10 protein-coding genes are annotated in these 16,513 nt (G+C 42.2%); 9 read left to right on the top strand and 1 reads right to left on the bottom strand.

Annotated features, from left to right (window positions below; all coding sequences use genetic code 11):
- Positions 1–14: 14 nt before the first annotated feature.
- The 8 genes from dnaN (at position 15) to HUN01_RS34395 (ending at position 12,156) form a co-directional block, all read left to right on the top strand.
- Positions 15–1,178, top strand: coding sequence for a DNA polymerase III subunit beta (gene dnaN / locus HUN01_RS34430; RefSeq protein WP_181929924.1), 1,164 nt, complete (start codon positions 15–17; stop codon positions 1,176–1,178).
- Between the two features lie 951 nt (positions 1,179–2,129).
- Positions 2,130–3,299, top strand: coding sequence for a PAS domain S-box protein (locus HUN01_RS34425; protein ID WP_181929923.1), 1,170 nt, complete (start codon positions 2,130–2,132; stop codon positions 3,297–3,299).
- 233 nt (positions 3,300–3,532) lie between these two features.
- Positions 3,533–4,363, top strand: coding sequence for a dienelactone hydrolase family protein (locus HUN01_RS34420; RefSeq protein WP_181932942.1), 831 nt, complete (start codon positions 3,533–3,535; stop codon positions 4,361–4,363).
- Between the two features lie 655 nt (positions 4,364–5,018).
- Positions 5,019–5,399 carry a hypothetical protein gene (locus HUN01_RS34415; RefSeq protein WP_181929922.1) on the top strand — a complete coding sequence of 127 codons (381 nt, stop codon included), beginning with the start codon at positions 5,019–5,021 and terminating at the stop codon, positions 5,397–5,399.
- Positions 5,400–5,408: 9 nt separating this feature from the next.
- A complete protein-coding gene (locus HUN01_RS34410) occupies positions 5,409–6,329 on the top strand; it encodes a hypothetical protein (RefSeq protein ID WP_181929921.1) in 921 nt (306 codons plus the stop codon).
- A 127-nt stretch (positions 6,330–6,456) separates the two neighbouring features.
- Complete coding sequence (locus tag HUN01_RS34405; protein WP_181929920.1) at positions 6,457–11,112, top strand: caspase family protein; 4,656 nt, start codon at positions 6,457–6,459, stop codon at positions 11,110–11,112.
- A gap of 49 nt (positions 11,113–11,161) precedes the next feature.
- Positions 11,162–11,725, top strand: a complete 564-nt coding sequence (locus HUN01_RS34400) for a leucine zipper domain-containing protein (protein WP_181929919.1) — start codon at positions 11,162–11,164, stop codon at positions 11,723–11,725.
- 53 nt (positions 11,726–11,778) lie between these two features.
- Positions 11,779–12,156 carry a C6orf136 family protein gene (locus HUN01_RS34395; protein ID WP_181929918.1) on the top strand — a complete coding sequence of 126 codons (378 nt, stop codon included), beginning with the start codon at positions 11,779–11,781 and terminating at the stop codon, positions 12,154–12,156.
- A 663-nt stretch (positions 12,157–12,819) separates the two neighbouring features.
- Here HUN01_RS34395 and HUN01_RS34390 read toward each other — a convergent pair.
- Entirely contained in the window at positions 12,820–14,901 is a 2,082-nt protein-coding gene (locus tag HUN01_RS34390) for a cation:proton antiporter domain-containing protein (protein ID WP_181929917.1), read from the bottom strand.
- 873 nt (positions 14,902–15,774) lie between these two features.
- Between HUN01_RS34390 and bchM the strand changes: the two genes are divergently transcribed.
- Complete coding sequence (gene bchM, locus HUN01_RS34385) at positions 15,775–16,461, top strand: magnesium protoporphyrin IX methyltransferase (protein WP_181929916.1); 687 nt, start codon at positions 15,775–15,777, stop codon at positions 16,459–16,461.
- Positions 16,462–16,513: the final 52 nt, after the last annotated feature.

The raw sequence follows: 16,513 nt of genomic DNA, 5'->3' as shown, positions 1-16,513 counted from the left end.
GCTGAATCTGACTTATGAAATTAGTTTGCTCCCAAAGCGATCTCAGTACAAATCTCTCACTCGTAAGTCGTGCAGTGCCTTCACGACCAACTCATCCAGTACTTGCCAATGTGCTGCTACAAGCGGATGCTGAAACTAACCAGGTAAGTTTAACAGCCTTTGATCTCAGCTTGGGAATCCGCACCAGCTTTAACGCAGAGGTATGGCAAGGAGGTGCGATCGCACTTCCTGCTAAGTTACTTGTAGATATCACCTCTCGTCTTCCAGAAGGCGAAATCACTTTAGATGATGAATCAGCCCTCACAGGTGCAACACCCGGTGGAGAGGGTTTAATAGTTACACTCACACCCAAGAGTGGACATTACCAAGTCCGAGCAATGGGGCCTGAAGAATTTCCCGAACTACCTGTAATTGAAAATACCGAAGTAATCCATCTCACCACTGCTGCATTAATTGAGGGATTACGGGGTTCATTGTTTGCTACGAGTGGTGATGAAACCAAGCAAGTACTTACGGGAGTACATTTAACAGTTAAACAAGATACCCTAGAATTTGCAGCTACCGACGGACATCGCCTAGCAGTAGTAGAAACTAGCAACGAGCGTCCTCTAGGCGGAACTAGTCAACTAGAAGTGACAGTACCAGCTAGGGCATTACGCGAACTTCAACGAATGTTAGCTCATAGCGCCTCTTCGGATGAACCTGTAGCTTTATATTTCGATCAAGGTCAAGTTGTATTTGCATGGCAAAACCAACGCTTGACTAGTCGCACATTAGAAGGGCAATATCCTGCCTATCGACAATTAATCCCCCGCCAATTTGAGCGGCAAGTGACAATAGAACGGCGACAATTCGTCAGCACCTTGGAACGGATTGCTGTACTAGCTGATCAGAAAAATAATATTGTCAAGGTCAGTATTGATAGCGAAGCTCAAGAAATTACTTTATCATGTGAAGCTCAAGATGTGGGCAGTGGTAGAGAGTCAATGCCGGCACAGATTTCTGGGGAAAACATTGAAATTGCTTTTAACATTAAATATTTGATGGAAGGCTTGAAAGAGTTACCATCTTCCGAAATTCAAATGCATTTAAATCAAAGCCTAACTCCAGTGATTTTTACACCATTGGGTGGTTTGAAAATGACCTATTTAGCTATGCCTGTGCAACTTAGAAGTTAAAAAGAATAGTATATATAGGAGTCCTAAATCATTCGTGGAAAATTAGATCCCCGACTTCTTTGAGAAGTCGGGGATCTCGACACCGCGGATTTTCACAAATCAAATAGGATTACTATATAGGAATCCGCTTTGATGTTTGAATTTACTTGCGTGGGCAGGTAATAAGCAATAGGCAATAAATTTTAAAATCGAAAGGCTCAGATTCCCAACTTCTTAAAGAAATCGGGAAGCTCGTTATGAAATTTATTAATAATGAACGTATTCAGGATCACAAACAAACTTAACTTAGGTTCTATATCTTTGGTAGTAGTACCTTGATTCTTGTGATGGAAGTTGGAGAAAGTCTGATCAGTTATCGTAGGTAAAAATGGAAACAATTATCATTAACACTAAATCATTCATTGGGGAAATAACAAAGCGGGTTAAACAATCGTGAGAAATTAAGGTTGAGATTCAGAGTTTTCCGACTGTGGTATCTCATCTAATTTATCTGTTAGTTATAATCTTGACGGGCTGAAAAGTTTAGTCACTAATTAGCATAATTCTTAGATCAGCAGATTTGGTGATCCTATTTAGCTGAGTCGAGTAAATTTTCCCACCAGAGGTAGAAGTAATACTTCGCAATATGCCGTAATCTTTTTTGTAAAAAGCATCTGAGTGGCGAAAAGTTTTCAATGGACACCTTGTAATTTCCTAGATTCAATTTACTTTGAGCATCTAGGTTGAATGCGACACGTTTCATTTAAAAGACTGGCCCATCTGTAGTGCTATAGGACATAAATTGTCAAAAACCTAAAATAAATGTATTTTATAAGTTCAATTGAATAACAATTGCAGTTTACAACTAGTTAAATTTCTCATTCCGCAAAATTGGGAATGCTGCAATTTTTCCAAGAATTTATTTAGTAGATTTTTTGCTCAACCTCTGCAAGCAAGTAGCAGGAATTTAAGGTGAACATAGAAAAATTTATCCAACGCGCAGAAGCATTGCATAAGCGTTTAGCAGATTTATACCAAACTGCAAATGTATTACCTTGGATTCCCGCGGATCTTCTACCACAAGCTTTCAAGGAACTCTATAACACTTCAAAGATAGTACAATTAGCGGCGGAGGAACTGTATCAGCAAAATGAGGAACTATTACAAACACGGGATTGGTTAGAAGCGGAACGCCAACGCTATCAAGAATTATTCGAGTTGGCTCCAGACGGTTATTTAGTAACTAATACAGAAGGAATCATCCAAGAAGCTAATCTTACCGCAGCTAAGTTGCTCAATGTTTCAAAGCATTTTTTGGTGGGCAAATCAATGATTAATTTTGTCCTTTTAGAAGAACGTCAGCAGATTCGCAACGAACTAGTACAGCTATCCCAATCAGACAGAGTTAAAGAGTTATTGGTACGTTTACAACAACATTATGGCGAGTTTTTTGATGCAGCTTTGACAGTGGCAGTTGTCCGCAATCACCAGGGTAAAGCAATTTCTCTGCGCTGGATAGTGCGTAATATTACTGAGCGTCAGCAGTTTGAATCAGTAGTAATTAAGAATGACAACAATCTTTTCAATACTCGTCCCATACATAAACACTCTAAAGGAGAAACTATTCCCCTCAACCCATTAGTAATTTGGTACGTTTGTCAGGGTTTGGTCAAACTCAGTACCTACAGTGAAACTGGTGAAGAACTGCTAATAGGATTGGCAACAGCAGGAATGGTTTTTGGCTCTAGTTTGACATCTTTAAACATCTACCAAGCAACAGCCCTCTCTGATGTTGAGTTGGTGTCAATTTATGCGTCAGAAATAGCAGCTTCTCCAAATCTGAGTCATACTCTTTTACCAAAAATTAATCAGCGGTTACAGCAAACAGAATCTTTTTTAGTCATTTGTGGAAAACGACGGGTACAAGAGCGTTTGCAGCATCTATTACAACTTTTGAAACGAGAAGTGGGTGAAACTGTGCCGGAGGGTACTCGTCTAAGTGTTCGCTTCACTCACGAAGATATTGCTAGTGCCTGCTGTACTACGAGAGTCACAATTACACGATTGATGGGCAAATTACAAGAGCAAGGTGTAATCAGTTTTGACTTAAAAAAACACATTATCTTGAAAGATTTTGATTGATTACTTTGCTGTAGATTTCAAGAAAGGCAGAGGGCAGGAGGCAGAAGGCAGTTAGCTGGTATAAAAGATTGGATAAATCGGGAAAGATGAGGCGATCGCTCTTGATGGCGAAAACTGAAGTAGCAAAGACAGCTAGTATTGCAGTAAACTTATGGGTAAACCGTAGTATATCTCATTGTAGTACTGTACGGATAACCAACAATTAAAGTTTTCGCCAATTCAAGGTAGAGATGATGAAAGAAATAACACGCCGCAAATTTATCGCAACAACCACTCTGGCGACGGGTTTTGCCTTGGCAGTGCAACCCATTTCTGCCCAAGTCATTAGCACTGATGCTAAGGGATTGGTAGCTGGTGCGGTGAAAATTCCCGTTAAAGATGGCGAAATCCCTGCTTACAGAGCAGCACCTGCTACTGGTGACAATTTTCCCATTGTCCTGGTAATCCAAGAAATCTTTGGTGTACATGAGCATATTCAAGATGTCGCTCGTCGCTTTGCTCAGTTGGGGTATTTAGCGATCGCACCCGAATTATTTGTGCGTCAAGGCGATGTCTTAAAATTAAGCAGCATAGACGAAATTCGCCCAATTGTTGCCAAAGTTCCAGATGCTCAAGTGTTATCCGATCTTGACGCTACGGTAAACTGGGCAGTGAAATCAGCTAAGGGTAATGCCGACAAATTGGGGATTACAGGCTTCTGCTGGGGCGGCCGCATTACCTGGTTATACGCAGTCCACAATCCCAAGGTGAAGGCTGGTGTGGCTTGGTACGGGCGACTCGTGGGCGATGCTACCGAACTTCAGCCCAAGTATCCCGTGGATATTGCATCAAAACTGACAGTCCCAGTTCTCGGACTCTATGGTGGGAAGGATACAGGTATTCCATTAGATACAGTAGAGCAGATGCGCGATCGCTTAAAGTCCAGCAGCAGCAAATCTGAAATCATCGTCTACCCCGATGCACCCCACGCATTTTTTGCCGATTATCGTCCCTCCTACCGCGAGAAAGAAGCTAAGGAAGGTTGGAAACGTCTCTTGGCATGGTTTAAGCAGAATGGCGTGTAAGTCTGCGGAACATAGGAAAGCCTCCCGATCTGGGAGGCCCAAAGGTTATCGCTATATCTGCCAGGATTTTTAACAACCGTGAATGTTGTATGTTCACAAATTAAATGTCGCTAATTTTAAACCTTACAACTCTTGCTATACAAGAGTTAAACTAGTTTTTAAAAGTTTTTCAAATTCGATAGTGATTTTACCTTGTTTCATACACTTAAGGTCGTAAACCTAATATTTTCAAATTGTAAATGTCGCTTATTCTATTTGATGCAGAAACTATCGTTTTAATCAACTTTACAAATTTAATGTCGCTTTCTTATTAGTACAAGTCTTCATATCACAAAGAAAGCTCACAATACTTAATGATATATAGGGGCTTTGATTTCTGAACGAATTTGCGTGGTGTGCGTTCGCGGAGCGTGTCGCAGCGCAAGCGCGATAGGCAGGCAACAGGCAACAACTAAGAAGCCTTCTTGACTATTGCCTGCCTACGCAAATTAGTTCAGAAATCAAAGCGGATTCCTATATGATTTCTATAGAAGGGTAAAAAATTCATTAATGTTAGCAGAAGCTCCATCTATGCTCAAAAATTAATTATGTTAATCTATTTCAGTGTATATATAAAATAATTAGCCATTAATCTTACATAATGAGGTTTTAAGTTGTGGTGTTTGAACCTGAAGATATTCTGGAGGGAACGCGTTTGATTCGTCCTTTTCTTCCAGAACTTTTAGGAGATGATGCGGTTCAAGTAGACCGACAATTATCTGAACTATTGGCACAAGCTAAAGCTGGACAGCAAGTCCATGACCAGATTTTGGAAATCCTCAAAAGTTACCCAGATACTGACGACTGGATGGCTGAGTTTCTCAGTGAAAAACCGATAACAAAGGGTTTTGAGCCACTTCCAGGTAAAGGTCAACCAATATCTGCTTCAAAATATAGATGTCCTCAAGGGGATGATTATAGTTGGTATCGTCGCTCTGTCGGAACAGCTATACCAAACTGTCCTACTCATAATGTCCCGTTAATACCTGCTGATTAATTACAAAATATGCCAACCAAATTTTTGGAAAGTCTGGGTGGAAAGCTGGCAGAAAACTGGGCTGCGAACATACTAACACCAGCCTTTGTTTTCTGGATTGGGGGACTACTAGCTTGGGTGTGGCGTTTTGGTCGAAAACCTTTGGAAGACTGGCTTAAACAGCAACCAGAATCTTTGCTGATTGTTGTTATGGTAAGTGGTTTGCTGATTATTGCTGTCTCAGGTTTTGTGGTTCAAAGGTTCGATTTATTTATTTTAAGATTTTTAGAAGGCTATTGGTCTGCTTGGTTGCTACCTTTACGACGCTGGATGATACAGCAAAAAGAGCATGATTTGAAACGAAAAGATAAGCGTTGGCAAACCCTGGCTGATAAAAAAGATCAACAAGTTATAACTAACGAGGAATTAGAGGAATATGTAACGCTGGATGGACAACTTATGCAGTTTCCATCTCAACCTAATAGGTTAATGCCTACAAAGTTAGGTAATATCCTCAGAGCCGCTGAAAGCCGCCCTTATGATAAATATGGCTTGGATGCTGTAATTTGCTGGTCTCGCCTCTGGCTACTATTACCGGATGGAGTGAAGAAAGAATTACAAGAAGCACGTTCAAATCTGAATACAGCAGCCCGTTTTTGGCTGTGGAGTTTGCTGTTTATCGTTTGGACTGTTTGGGCTTGGTGGGCTATCCCTGCTGGGTTAGTGGGGGCAATCTTTGCTTATTATTGGGCAGTTGATGCCGCAAGTATTTACTGTAGCTTATTGGAATCTGCGTTTGATTTGTATCGCTTAGAACTTTACAAATCTCTTCGTTGGCGAATACCTATTAATCCTAAGCAAGAACAAGAGTTAGGTCAGCAATTGACAACTTATTTATTGCGAGGTTTAGATGGCGACAGACCAATATTTACGCCTCTAAAAGAAAAGTGACTCTCATGGGTAAATATTTAGTCAGGAATATTTACTCGATTCTTGCCTGTGAAAATACGATTAAAATCAAACAATAGCTAGAATTTTGAGAAATTTTCCCGAATTTTTATAAAAAGTCGCATATTAAATGAGTAGAGATGCTTTAGTTGTTGGCATTAATAAGTATAATTTTCCAGGAGCGTCAGCGTTACGATCGCCTGCTAACGATGCAGAAGCGATCGCCAAGCGACTCAGTGAAGCTGGAAATTTTCATGTCAAGCGATTGCCTGAATTCCTAGATTCGCGTGAAGCTGATGCACCGCGCATAGCAAAGAATCAGGAAGTCAAGGTCGCAGACTTAGAGAAGGCTTTAGAGCAACTATTTGATCCTGAAGGTAAAAGCGTTCCAGATACAGCCCTCTTCTATTTTTCTGGGCATGGTCTTCGTAAAGGTCGGCGCAAAGAAGGTTTTCTAGCTACTAGTGATACCGATTGTGATGGGAACTGGGGACTGCGATTAAAGTGGCTGCGTGATTTATTGCAAGACAGCCCAGTACGGCAGCAAATTATTTGGTTGGACTGTTGTTACAGTGGGGAACTATTCAATTTTACAGAAGCTGATCCAGGCGATCGCGGAAATACACGCGATCGCTGTTTTATTGCTGCTTGCAGAGAATTTGAGTTAGCCAATGAAAATGTGCGTACAGCCAGTAGTGTACTCACTAGCGCGATTTTGCGCGGATTTGAATTGGCTGAACTATCTAACCAATGGGTCACCAACGAAACCCTAGTAGCATTCTTACGGCAGGAATTAGAAACAGCACCCCAAAAATTCATCTCTAACAATTTGGGGTGTATTAATCTCTTTTTTAGGAAAGAAACAACGAATAAGCAAGCTGTTCAATCTGCGCCTGTACAAACTTCGAGTCCACCAAATCAGACAGCTAAATTGGCAGAGCAATTACAGGCTTGGTTCACTGCCTTGCGCTATGGCTTTGAAAAGTATGAAATTAACAATGAAAATTATTTTGAGTGGATTATTAATGTCAATAACCCTGTAGAGAAAAAGGGATATAACCGAGTTTTGGTGCGCGGCATTACAGGAGAAGCCGGAATGGCAGATGTTGCTGCCTTGCGACAGTCAGTAAATACCCGAAAAACAGATATAGGTTGGCTAATCACCAATCGCCGTGTCAGTCGCGCTGCCAAAGATGAGGTAAACAAGCAAGAAAATCAAAATTTATTTTGCTACACCCTTGATGAGTTGCTGGATAGGGATGCCGATTTTAGTGGCTACCTCAACTGGCTAGAAAATGAAATCAAGCAACGGGGAATTGACCGCACTTATGTACCCCTAGCTTGTACCAAAGACGAGTTCGATCCCAAATCAAAGCAAAAAATGGGCATGAGCCGTTACGCTCAAGCTGATGGTTGGATTGATGGTTATGTTGAGCGCTGGCTTGATGATCCTGCCAAAGAACACCTTTCTATTTTGGGTGAATTTGGCACTGGCAAAACCTGGTTTGGGTTGCATTATGCCTGGACTGCCCTGCAACGCTATCGGGATGCTCAACGCCGGGGAGTAGAACGCCCACGTCTACCATTAGTCATACCTTTACGGGACTATGCCAAAGCAGTGAGTGTAGAATCGCTATTTTCAGAATTCTTTTTTCGCAAGCATGAAATCCCACTGCCTGGTTATTCTGCCTTTGAACAACTCAACCGTATGGGTAAAGTGTTGTTGATTTTTGATGGCTTTGATGAAATGGCAGCTAGAGTCAATCGCCAAGAGATGATCAACAACTTCTGGGAACTAGCCAAAGTAGTAGTACCAGGGGCAAAGGTAATTCTCACCTGTCGCACCGAACATTTCCCAGAAGCCAAAGAAGGAAGGGCTTTGCTAAGTGCAGAGTTACAAGCTTCTACAATTAACTTGCCTCTAGAGACACCGCGCTTTGAAGTGCTGGAATTAGAAAAATTTGATGACGAGCAAATTCGGCAAGTATTAGCGTTTCGTGCTGAACCTGAGACAGTAGAACAGATAATGAGTAATCCGACATTGCGGGATTTGGCACGTCGTCCGGTAATGACGGAATTGATTATAGAAGCTTTGCCAGAGATTGAGGCGGGCAAGCCAGTAGATATATCACGGGTATATTTATATGCTGTGCGGCACAAGATGGAGAGAGATATCAAAACCAAGCGCACCTTTACCTCATTGGCAGATAAGCTCTATTTTTTGTGTGAGTTGTCCTGGGAAATGCTCTCAACAGACCGGATGAGCATGAACTACAAAGAATTTCCCGACCGGATTCGGCGTTTATTTCCTGCTGTAGTCCAAGAAGAAAAAGATTTAGACCACTGGCATTACGACATGATGGGGCAGACAATGCTAATTCGTAATGCCGAAGGAGACTATAGCCCTGCCCATCGTTCGTTATTGGAATTTTTTGCTGCCTATAAGCTAGTGGCAGAGTTAGGCGTTTTAGCTCCCGACTTCACAGAACTGGCTCAAGCACAATCTTATTTAAATACTCTTCCACCACAAGATTACACTTGGCCAGAATACTTTCAACGACAGTGTGGAGAAGATAGGCAACTGCTCTCAATAGCACCGCTAAATTCATTTGCCAAAGCATCTCTAGAAAAATTATCTAATTACTTTGGTACGGCTCCCTTGGCAAAAGCTTTGCTGGATTTAGCTGTGCCAATGTTAGATGAGCAAGTATTTAAACAACGGTTGCTCGCACTAATTCAGTCAACTCGTGGCAAAAACCAGACTCAGGTGGGTTATATAGGTGGCAACCTGGTGAAATTACTACTAGCAAGAAATCCCTATAGTCTGGAAAAATCTGATCTCAGCCATACTGTGATTACAGACGTAAATTTTGCTAATGCCAGCTTGCGGTGGATAAATTTGATGGGAGCCGATCTCGCAAACTCGGTTTTTGCGCCAGTTCTGGGAGTGGTCTTGTCGGTGGCATTTAGTGCTGATGGCAAAAAATTGGTGATTGGAGATAGTAAGGGTACTGTACAAGTTTGGGAAGCATCCTCTGGCAGAGTCTTGTTGTTCCTTCAAGGGCATGAAGATTGGGTCAGATCAGTGGCGTTTTCCCCCGACGGTCAGCGGATTGTCAGTGGCAGTGATGACAACACAGTACGGTTGTGGGATGTGAATGGTCAGCCCATTGGTCAACCCTTTGTCGGGCATGATTCTGGGGTCAATTCAGTGGCGTTTTCCCCCGACGGTCAGCGGATTGTCAGTGGCAGTAATGACAAGACAGTACGGTTGTGGGATGTGAATGGTCAGCCCATTGGTCAACCCTTTGTCGGGCATGATTCTGGGGTCAATTCAGTGGCGTTTTCCCCCGACGGTCAGCGCATTGTTAGTGGCAGTTCTGACACAGTACGGTTGTGGAATGTGAATGGTCAGCCTATTGGTCAACCATTTGCCGGGCATGAAGATTGGGTAAGATCCGTGGCGTTTTCCCCTGACGGTCAGCGCATTGTCAGTGGCAGTGATGACAAGACAGTACGGTTGTGGGATGTGAATGGTCAGCCCATTGGTCAACCCTTTTTGGGGCATGAAAATGAGGTCAATTCAGTGGCGTTTTCCCCCGACGGTCAGCGCATTGTCAGTGGCAGTGATGACAAGACAGTACGGTTGTGGGATGTGAATGGTCAGCCCATTTCTCAACCCTTTTTGGGGCATGAAAATGAGGTCAATTCAGTGGCGTTTTCCCCCGACGGTCAGCGCATTGTCAGTGGCAGTGATGACAAGACAGTACGGTTGTGGGATGTGAATGGTCAGCCCATTTCTCAACCCTTTGTGGGGCATGATTCTGCGGTCTATTCAGTGGCGTTTTCCCCCGACGGTCAGCGCATTGTTAGTGGCAGTTCTGACACAGTACGGTTGTGGGATGTGAATGGTCAGCCCATTTCTCAACCCTTTGTGGGGCATGATTCTGCGGTCTGGGGAGTGGCGTTTTCCTCTGACGGTCAACGGATTGTCAGTGGCAGTTCTGACAAGACAGTACGGTTGTGGGATGTAAATGGTCAGCCCATTGGTCAACCCTTTTTGGGGCATGATTCTGAGGTCAATTCGGTGGCATTTTCCCCCGATTGTGAGCGAATTGTCGGTGGCAGTTTTGACAAGACAGTACGGTTGTGGGATGTGAATGGTCAACCCATTAGTCAACCCTTTTTGGGACATAATTCTGTGGTCTGGGGAGTGGCGTTTTCCCCCGACGGTCAGCGCATTGTTAGTGGCAGTTCTGACAAGACAGTATGGTTGTGGGATGTGAATGGTCAGCCCATTGGTCAACCCTTTTTGGGGCATGATTCTGCGGTGTGGGGAGTGGCGTTTTCCCCCGACGGTCAGCGCATTGTTAGTGGCAGTTCTGACCAGACAGTACGGTTGTGGGATGTAAATGGTCAGCCCATTGGTCAACCCTTTTTGGGGCATGATTCTGGGGTCTATTCAGTGGCGTTTTCCCCCGACGGTCAGCGGATTGTCAGTGGCAGTTCTGACCAGACAGTACGGTTGTGGGATGTGAATGGTCAGCCCATTGGTCAACCCTTTTTGGGGCATGATTCTGCGGTCTATTCAGTGGCGTTTTCCCCCGACGGTCAACGCATTGTCAGTGGCAGTTATGATGAAACCATCCGTATTTGGGATGCAACTACTGGCGACTGTCTGCGGGTAATTAGCTATAAACTTTGTGCAGGGCTGAATATCACAGGTGTAACAGGGCTAACGTCAGCACAGCGCATAGCATTAAAACTAATGGGAGCGATTGAATAAGCTGATGCACCTCTGCGCTAATCTAGAGGCTATATCTAAATAAAAGCTTATGACACCTGAAGAAATTGCGGGTACGCTCACAGAATTATTTGGTACATCGGCTGTTGCCGGCATTGCTCCTGGATCGTGGCAAGTAGACACTTCTACTTTTCGGCTATTGGTGCTGCTTTCTGAAGATAATACTTGGCTGCGAGTTTTACTACCTATTCTGCCCATCCAACAAGCCCAACCATTTTTAGAACAGTTCCTAGAAGCCAACTTTGATGACACTCAAGAAGTACGTTACGCTTTGCATGAAGGGGGAATTTGGGGGGTATTTCAACATAACAGCAGCACTTTAGTAAGTGCAGATTTATCCAATGCAATCAACCGACTTGTATCTCTCTATCAGGCTGGATTAGATAATGTTTTTAATCGACTAATTGAAAGCCGCATCCGGCAAATTATTCAGGTAGCAAAACAGCAAGGGCAATCTCTACAAGCTACTATGCAAAGCTTAGAACGCTTTTACGCAGAAGGAATGATGGGCGAAATAGACTCATCCGCAAAAGGGCGAGAAGAAGTCCTAACTGCTTGGCGGCGTCAGTTAGAACGTTTATGGAATGAGGGTTGATTTCAATTTTTCAGTTTTCCTATTAAAGCAATTTACAGATATATTTATCTATCATGGATATCATTGAAATCCTCAAAGAAGACTATCAAAGATTCCCAGTAAATCAAACTTACAGTATTTACGCTCCAGACGTTTATTTTAAAGACCCACTGAATAAATTTACTGGTGTTAAACGTTATAAAGAAATGATTAATTTTATCCAAACTTGGTTTTTAGATCCCAAGATGGACTTACAGAATATTCAACGTTTAGGAGACACAATAAAAACTGAGTGGACTCTCAGTTGGAATACTCCTCTTCCTTGGAAGCCACGGATATCTATTCCTGGTTGGAGTGAATTAGGTCTTAACTCTGATGGTTTGATTGTCTCCCACATCGATTATTGGAACTGTTCACGCCTAGATGTGGTAAAGCAGCATTTTTTCTCGTGAAAAAGTCGATGATTAAAATAATATGATGACTGTCGAAATATTCATAGTTTGTAGTGAGGACTAAGAGGATGTTTGAAAAGTCCTCTTGTCGGTATCAAAAATTTTAGATCCCCCTAAATCCCCCTTTTTAAGGGGGACTTTGATTCCGGTTCCCCCCTTTTTAAGCTACGGTGTACACACAAGTGGAATTACCCCCCTTAATCCCCCCTTGCCAAGGGGGGAAACAAGAAAATCTAGTCCCCTCCCCTTTGCAAGGGAGGGTTAGGGTGGGGTAAAACCTTGGGTTTTTCAGCTATTTCAGACTTGTGTATACACCGTAGCTTTTTAAGGGGGGTTAGGGGGGATCTAAAGTGCCTAAAGTCACAGCGAAAGCGAAATACTTTTCAAACATCCTCTAAAGCCCAATACGCTTGGGTTAAGGGCTAATTGTACAAAATTGTGGGTTTTCGAGACGCGATAAATCGCCCTCTCTACAAGTGTTTTGGTCTTATCTGAACTGTATTGGACTACAGGGGGGTATTATTATGTGTCTCTTCATACATAATTTGGTATAACAATGAAAGCCATCTTTATGAAGGCTGGATGCGATCCGATCGCTCTTGTCGATTCCCATCACTGAGCCAAAAGCGATCGCAACTGTTTTTACTTAGGTTGACTCCAATATTACGAATGAGGCTCTCCCAACACCACAATTGAGCACTTCAATTCTTGAATCATCTGTGTTGTCACTTCGCTAACGGCTAATCCCCCGGCTGTGCGATAACGGACGGAACGTAATACTGCTAAATCAAACGCCTCAGCTTCCCGAATTACTACTCTCGCAACATCATCACCCTTGATTGTTTGGATATTGGTATTCACCTGTAACTGGCTTTTAGAAGCGATTTCAGACAATTGAGACACAAATTTTTCAACCCGAATCGGGGGTGATTTGCGATCGCATACGTGTAACAGCACAACTTCCGCCTGATTAACATCAGCTAAAATTTGAGCAAACCTTAAAGCACCGATGGTTTGGCGCGTTAAATCTCCAACTGGTACAAGAATTCTTTTGATAGTCTTGGGACTGCTCAATAGGCGGGTGACTGCTACCGGACAGTGAGAAGACCAAAACACGCTATCAATGACATTACCAAATAAGCGGGCACGTAAACCTGTTGTCCGCGACCAACCCATCACTATTAAACTAGCATTTTGTTCTCGACTGGTGCGGCTAATTGCCAAAGCTATATCATCATCAATCCGATTTGCAGGTGAAACTTCTACATCAAATTCTTGACTGATTTCTCTAGCTGAACTTAATCTTTGCTGACTGTGATCAAGTGCTGTTACTAATTGGGGATTGTCCATCTGAATATGTGCTCTGGTAATAGCTAATGGCACAATTCTTCCAGATTCATGACTAGCCAGCAGTGCTGCCATTTCTATTAGATAGCGCTGGGTTTGGGGGTTGTAAATTGGCACTACTACAGTAAATGGATATGGCTTCTGTTCTACTAGTTGAGTTTCACTACTTTCCCACCAAGTTGTCAAACTATCTGTTTCAAAATCTGTCTGAGAAAGCTGTAACGCAGAAGCAGATCGTGCTGTTATTATGGGCCCCAAAATTGCTGTCACCAGCATGAGGACAATCACACTGTTTAAAACACCTTCATTAATTAAGCGCTCACCAGCAGGATTTACCGTTTGATATGCAACTAAGGCTGCTGCTAGTGTGGCTGCTACCTGTGGAAGTGACAATGACCACATCGTTAGCAATTCTGCCGTATTGTAGCGGTATAACAGTTTGGCTAAGAATGCTGCAATAAACTTGCTGCCAATCAAAGCTACTACAATTACCACAGTCAGCCAAACTGAACTGAGAGTTCTTATAAATGCAGGAATATCAATCAATAATCCCATGTCCACAAAGAAACATGGAATAAATAAAACACTGCCAATAAACTCAATTTTTTCTTTAACAGGGCTACGTCCTAGAACATCATTAACTGCTAAACCTGCTAAAAATGCACCAACAATTTTCTCAATTCCAATTACCTGTGCTCCGACAGATGCCAAAAACAATGCTAGTAATATAAACAAAAACTGGTTACTTTGTTCATCCCCAGAGCGGCGAAAAAACTCTTTTCCTGCCCAGTCAAAGCCAAACAGAACAACAGCAGAATAAATTGCTAATCCACCTAACAAAGTAGCTAAACTTAAAGCCGAGAATTGCCCCCCATGAATTCCAACACAAATTGCTAACACTAGCAAAGCACCTGTGTCAGTAAAAATGGTTGCACCAATTGTGACGGTTACAGCTTCATTTGTGACCACTCCCAAACGACTCACAATTGGATATGCCAAAAGAGTATGAGAGGCTAGTAAAGAACCAATGAGGACGGCAGTATTCCAGCTAAAATTGAATAAACGTCCAACAGCAATGCCAGCAATTAGTGGCACTAAGAATGTCAGTATACCAAAGCCAATTGAGCGATTTCTAGTTTTACGGAACTGCTCTAAGTCAATTTCTAAACCCGCCACAAACATCAAATAAATCTTGCCGATATCCGAGAGCAAATTGATAGTTTCAGACTCAGAATTTAACAGCTTTAATCCATTCTGTCCTAGTACTACGCCTGCTACTAATAAACCCACTAATCCAGGTAGTCGCAGTCGCTCAAATATAGGAGGTACAGTAAAGATTACTGTTAGGAGAATTGTAAATGCAACGATAGGACTGTCTGTGAGCGAGTTCAGTGTCATATGTAATCAATCAGCCTAAATGGTAGATGTACAATAAGCATACGAAATCTTACTTAAAATTTTTGTATACTCGGTTTCATTAGTAACAGATAATTAAATCTTTAACAGGATAAATGTTGCGATCGCAATGTCAATTCTATCTTAAGGAGGGATTTTTTACATCCATAGATATAAATATCGATGGAATTTTAACTTACAAAATTTAGGGATATTTAAATGAATATAGATAGTATTTAGCACTCATCAATCGTAAAACCATAGAAAAATAGAAGTTTTGGTTTAAATAAATAGAATATTAGCTTAACAAGGATTAAAACGGAAAAATAATGCTAATAGCTAGTGAAATTAAAACATAAAATTTGGTAATCTAGAGTGACAGAGAGCAATCGAATAAGTCTCGCCATCTACTCATTTATTTGGAAGTAATTTGCTGTTATATGAAAGGGTATAGCTAAAATCGATGAAACCCAAGTTGAAGAAGAATACAGAATTCAGAATCAATATAGTTGGGGATATACTACGGGAAACAAACTACAGACCCGCCACTAGTACCGCAAGGCGGAATTAAAAATTAAAAATTAAAAATGAAGACAGCGTAAGGGTTTTGTTGATTGGGAATGAGTGGTTTATTTCCGCCGTGCTGTACTAGTTGTAGAACACTAAATTTTATTGTTTTGTGTCGAAATTCAAACCCGTTGATTATACAGCTTGATTTTTGCTCGTCTGGCTGGAATTCGGCATTCTAACTCCTCTGTGTACGTAAGTATCTTTGCCTATGGGCGAACTATCATCTGGAAAAATCTGGAAGAGCGCTCTTATGGGTTCCTATCAATGATAATTTTAAGCATTGGGAACCCCTAAAAATCAAAGTTTATGAACGCAGCCGACGACAAAACGATTGTTCGCGAGTATTTCAATTCCACAGGGTTTGACCGTTGGAAGCGAATTTACGGCGATGGCGAAGTCAATAAAGTCCAATTAGACATCCGCAATGGACACCAGCAAACCGTGGATACAGTTCTCGGCTGGCTGAAGGCTGATAACAATTTACCAGAGCTATCAATCTGTGATGCTGGATGTGGTGTTGGTAGTCTCAGCATTCCTCTGGCGGTAGATGGTGCCAAAGTCTATGCCACCGATATTTCGGAAAAAATGGTGGAAGAAGGTAAGGACAGAGCAAAGGAAACTTTGGGAAATGGTGAAAATCCCACTTTTGCTGTGCAGGATTTGGAATCGTTGAGTGGTAGTTACCATACCGTTATTTGCTTGGATGTTCTCATCCACTATCCCCAAGAAAAAGCGGATGAGATGATATCTCACCTCTGTTCTTTAGCACAGTCGCGGATAATTCTCAGTTTTGCACCGAAGACCTGCGCTCTGACTATACTCAAGAAAATTGGCAGTTTCTTTCCTGGGCCAAGTAAAGCCACTCGTGCATATTTGCATCGTGAGGCTGATGTGGTGAGAATTTTGGAAAGTAATGGCTTTTCTTTGCAACGACAGGCGATGACAAAGACTCGCTTCTATTTTTCCCGCCTACTAGAAGCTACACGTAACTGATGTGAAAATCGCAGCAAAATACTATATCTTTAGCTGCGATTTAAGCATCTCA

Source organism: Nostoc edaphicum CCNP1411, assembly GCF_014023275.1.
Taxonomy (GTDB): domain Bacteria; phylum Cyanobacteriota; class Cyanobacteriia; order Cyanobacteriales; family Nostocaceae; genus Nostoc; species Nostoc edaphicum_A.
This window is presented reverse-complemented; position numbering and strand designations above follow the sequence as displayed.

What these genes read in the sequence shown, in the direction of transcription:
- dnaN (WP_181929924.1), top strand. Translation starts at nt 15, where the DNA reads ATGAAATTAGTTTGCTCCCAAAGCGATCTCAGTACAAATCTCTCACTC.
- HUN01_RS34420 (WP_181932942.1), top strand. Translation starts at nt 3,533, where the DNA reads ATGAAAGAAATAACACGCCGCAAATTTATCGCAACAACCACTCTGGCG.
- HUN01_RS34410 (WP_181929921.1), top strand. Translation starts at nt 5,409, where the DNA reads ATGCCAACCAAATTTTTGGAAAGTCTGGGTGGAAAGCTGGCAGAAAAC.
- HUN01_RS34405 (WP_181929920.1), top strand. Translation starts at nt 6,457, where the DNA reads ATGAGTAGAGATGCTTTAGTTGTTGGCATTAATAAGTATAATTTTCCA.
- HUN01_RS34400 (WP_181929919.1), top strand. Translation starts at nt 11,162, where the DNA reads ATGACACCTGAAGAAATTGCGGGTACGCTCACAGAATTATTTGGTACA.
- HUN01_RS34395 (WP_181929918.1), top strand. Translation starts at nt 11,779, where the DNA reads ATGGATATCATTGAAATCCTCAAAGAAGACTATCAAAGATTCCCAGTA.
- HUN01_RS34390 (WP_181929917.1), bottom strand. Translation starts at nt 14,901, where the DNA reads ATGACACTGAACTCGCTCACAGACAGTCCTATCGTTGCATTTACAATT.
- bchM (WP_181929916.1), top strand. Translation starts at nt 15,775, where the DNA reads ATGAACGCAGCCGACGACAAAACGATTGTTCGCGAGTATTTCAATTCC.